Below are 3,471 nucleotides of genomic sequence, written 5' to 3'. Positions count from 1 at the left end.
GTGCGCCGGCTGCCTCTCACGATCGGCATCACCGTCGGCCTCGTCTCTCTCGGCGCTCTCGGCGCGTGGATCGCTCGTCGGTTCACGCGCGGCATCGCAGGAGACCTGCCACCGGGTCAGGTGAGGGACGCCGTGTCGTCATACGAATCGCTGCGCACCCTGGGCGATGCGCTGCGCGCTCAGACGCACGAGCACGGGAACCGGATGCACACTGCGGTCGCGCTTCTGGAGCTGGGGCGGAGCGAAGAGGCGATCGAGATCCTGACCGAGACGTCGCGCCAGAGTCAGTCGCTCGTCGATCAGGTCACCGCCCGACAGGCGGGCGATCCCGCCATCGGCGCTCTGCTCCTCGGCAAGGCGTCGCAGGCCAGGGAGCGCGGGATCGACTGGCGGGTCAGCATCGACCCGGACACCCCCGCCTCGCCGCTGTCCCCCGTCGACAGCGTCGCTGTGCTCGGCAACCTGATAGACAACGCCATGGATGCCGCCGCCAACGGCACGGAGCGCTGGGTGGAGGTGTCGCTGCGACCCTCGAACGACGGTGGGATCGTTCTCGACGTGTCGGACGGCGGCGACGGCATACCGTCCGAGCTGCGCGAGCGCGTGTTCGCCCACGGCTTCTCGACGAAGCCTGCGGGCGCGCAGGGGCGAGGGGTCGGCCTCGCCCTCGTCCGCGCGGTCGTGGTCGGCGCCGGCGGCTCAGTGGCGCTGTCCGCGCATCCGACCACGTTCACCGTCATCCTTCCGCCCGTGAGAGGACGCAGGAACCCATGATCCGCACCCTGATCGTCGACGACGACGCTCTGACGCTCGAGCTCCACCGCTCGTATCTCGAGAGGATCGACGGGTTCGTCGTGGGTGGGGAGTGCACCGGCGCTCGGGCCGCGCTCTCGGCCGTGCTCGAACAGCCACAGGACAAGCCGTTCAATCTCGTGCTTCTCGACATCACGATGCCCGACGGCTCGGGCATCGATGTGCTCCGAGGACTCCGCTCCCGAGCTGCGGCCGTGGACGTGATCGCGATCACCGGCGTGCGCGACGCGGACACCGTCCGGCAGATGGCAGCACTGGGCGTCTACCAGTACCTCGTCAAGCCGTTCCCCTTCGCGGTGTTCCATGAGCGCCTCACCGCCTACCGCACCCATCGGGAGCAGGCGCGGTCGACGGCCGGGGAGGCGACCCAGGCAGAGATCGACGCGCTTCTCGGACGCACGACCGGGACGATCCCCATTCCCAAAGGGCTGTCGGCCGCGACACTGCAGAAGGTGACCGCAGAGCTGCGATCATCCGGTACCGCGGTGTCGGCGAGTGAGGCGGCCGCCCGGCTCGGGATGTCACGCGTGTCCGTACGGAGGTACCTGGAGCACCTCACCGATTCGGGCATCATCACGCGCAGCGCCCGCTACGGCGCACGCGGGCGCCCCGAGACGGAGTACCGCTGGACCCGACGCACGGACGGAGACGGCTGAGCCGGCGCGGCACCTGCGCCCGAGTCTCACCATGCGGACGACGCGGATCCCGTTCGCCGGACACCGCACGCGCGATCAGCGAGGGAGCCGCCCCTCGTGGATCAGCGAGTCGGGGTCGGCGGCAGCCCTGATCGTGCGCAGGCGATCGATCGCCGCCGGCTCGCCGCAGCGCTCGAGAGTCTCTCCGGGCCCCAGGAACGTCGGGACGGTCTGCGGAGCGATCGCGTGCGCCAGCGTCTCGCGGAAGCCCGCCATGCTCGCGTCGCCCGGTTCGCTGGGCACACCCGGGAAGACAGGCACCAGCGCATGGAGCAGCCAGTCGACGCCCTGGAGCGTCGCGAAGCCCGCTCGGCGAGGTGCGTTCAGCGCCCCACCGAGCATCCGGATGTCGATGCCCATGATCGGCCACTGCTCCGGCCCCTCCCGGAAGCGGAAGAGATCGTCGATCGTCGAGTCGTCGAGCGACGAGAGCGCAGCGGACACGCCTCGGCCGGGCGTCGGTTCGGTGGGTTCGCCGCTCGACGCGGCGACGGTCTTCGGCGACGTGGCCCCGGAGACCTCGCGGCGAACGACGCCCGCCCGCCGCACCTGCTCGATCAGCTCATCAGCGGCACCGACCGTCGACAGCGCCTGCACGGTGATGAAACTGCGTCCTCGGATCTCGTCGGGAAGCTGCGGAGTGTCGGGCATGCGCATCGAGTTCACGAACACATTGAGCGAAGCCGGGGCCTCTGAGGACAGGTCTCGCACTGCCCGCATCACCGCCGCGGCGTCTGCGGCGTCGAAAGTGAGCTCGGTGCCCCACAACGTGGGCGCAGGGACCAGGTCTATCTCGAGGGCCGTCACGATCCCGACGATGCCGCCGGCACCGCGAAGCGCCCACATCAGCTCGGGATCGCTCTCGTCGTCGACCCGCTCGTGTGTCCCGTCGCCCTGCAGCACCCACGCGGCCCTGAGATTGTCGGACCCGAGTCCCGCCGTGCGACTGAACCAGGAATGCCCGCCGCCCAGGGTGTAGCCCGCGACGGCGACGACCGGGCTGGTGCCTGCAGGAGCCACCCAGCCTGTTCCTTCGAGTGCTTCGACTACGGCGCCCCAGCGGACTCCGCTGCCGACACGGACCACTCCGGAACCGAGGTCGACCGACAGCTCGTCGAAGGCGGCCATGCGGACGATGACGGCGCCGGGCAGATCACCGCCGGCACCGTGCCCGGTGGGCTGCACCGCGAGCGTCACCTCCGCGTCGCGCGCGGCGTCGAGAAGAGTGCGCAGGTCTCGCAGATCGGCCGGCGCGGCCACACCCGCCGGATGCTGTTCGACCGCCAGATTCCACGGACGGCGCGCGGCGTCGAAGGAGTCGTCGCCGGGGAGGACGAGGGCACCGCTCAGGGCATGCCGCGCGGATTCGAGCACAGAACGAAGGGCCATGAGGTCACCGTACGACGCCCTTCTGACATCGTCTACGGCCTCATGGCCCTGCGCGCGTTCCCGGTCGATCCCGGGGACCTGTCACTCTCCGGCGAGACCGCCCAGCATGTGGCCGAACGATCGGCCCTCCCCGAGGTAAGTCGCGGGATCGTACGGGTCGGCGGTGGCAGCCACCTCGCGCTTCGCGATCGCCTCGGCCAGCTCTCGCGCGCCCTTCTCGACGCGCTTCCCGAGGGGGGCGACGTCGTCGCCGGCGCCTCCCCAGTCGCTGGACGCGGCGAACACACCGGTCGACACAGCGTCGGCATGCAGGTATGCGAAGAGCGGGCGGATCGCATAGTCGATCGCGAGGGAGTGCCGCGCCGTGCCGGCGTTCGCGCCGATCAGCACCGGCTTCCCCGTGAGCGCGTCGGGGTCGAGCACGTCGATGAACGACTTGAACAGACCCGAGTAGCTCGTCGAGAAGATCGGCGTCACCGCGATCAGCGCATCCGCGGAGACGACGGTGTTGATCGCCGTCTCGCGAGCAGGCGGCGCGAAGCCCGTGAGCAGGTTGTTCGTGATGTCGTGCGCG

General features: G+C 70.2%; 4 protein-coding genes. 2 read left to right on the top strand and 2 right to left on the bottom strand.

Features of this window, described 5'->3' with window-relative positions; all coding sequences use genetic code 11:
• Nucleotides 1-774, top strand: a 774-nt coding sequence (locus J7E68_RS00780; RefSeq protein ID WP_215168955.1) for a sensor histidine kinase, incomplete at its 5' end; no start/stop codon positions are given.
• Complete coding sequence (locus J7E68_RS00775) at nucleotides 771-1,469, top strand: response regulator (protein WP_215168953.1); 699 nt, start codon at nucleotides 771-773, stop codon at nucleotides 1,467-1,469. The genes J7E68_RS00780 and J7E68_RS00775, both read left to right, overlap by 4 nt.
• A gap of 75 nt (nucleotides 1,470-1,544) precedes the next feature.
• Here J7E68_RS00775 and J7E68_RS00770 read toward each other — a convergent pair whose 3' ends face one another.
• Complete coding sequence (locus J7E68_RS00770) at nucleotides 1,545-2,897, bottom strand: FAD-binding oxidoreductase (protein ID WP_215168951.1); 1,353 nt, start codon at nucleotides 2,895-2,897, stop codon at nucleotides 1,545-1,547.
• Nucleotides 2,898-2,978: 81 nt separating this feature from the next.
• Nucleotides 2,979-3,471 (bottom strand): CE1759 family FMN reductase (locus J7E68_RS00765; RefSeq protein WP_215168949.1); only part of this gene is annotated, 493 nt, incomplete at its 5' end.

This window comes from Microbacterium sp. ISL-103, assembly GCF_018613995.1.
Lineage (GTDB): Bacteria > Actinomycetota > Actinomycetes > Actinomycetales > Microbacteriaceae > Microbacterium.
The sequence above is the reverse complement of the archived record's forward strand: the minus strand, read 5'-3'. Positions and strand labels throughout refer to the sequence as shown.

Bases quoted from the DNA above. Each gene is read 5' to 3' on its own strand.
- J7E68_RS00775 (WP_215168953.1), top strand. From the start codon at position 771: ATGATCCGCACCCTGATCGTCGACGACGACGCTCTGACGCTCGAGCTC.
- J7E68_RS00770 (WP_215168951.1), bottom strand. From the start codon at position 2,897: ATGGCCCTTCGTTCTGTGCTCGAATCCGCGCGGCATGCCCTGAGCGGT.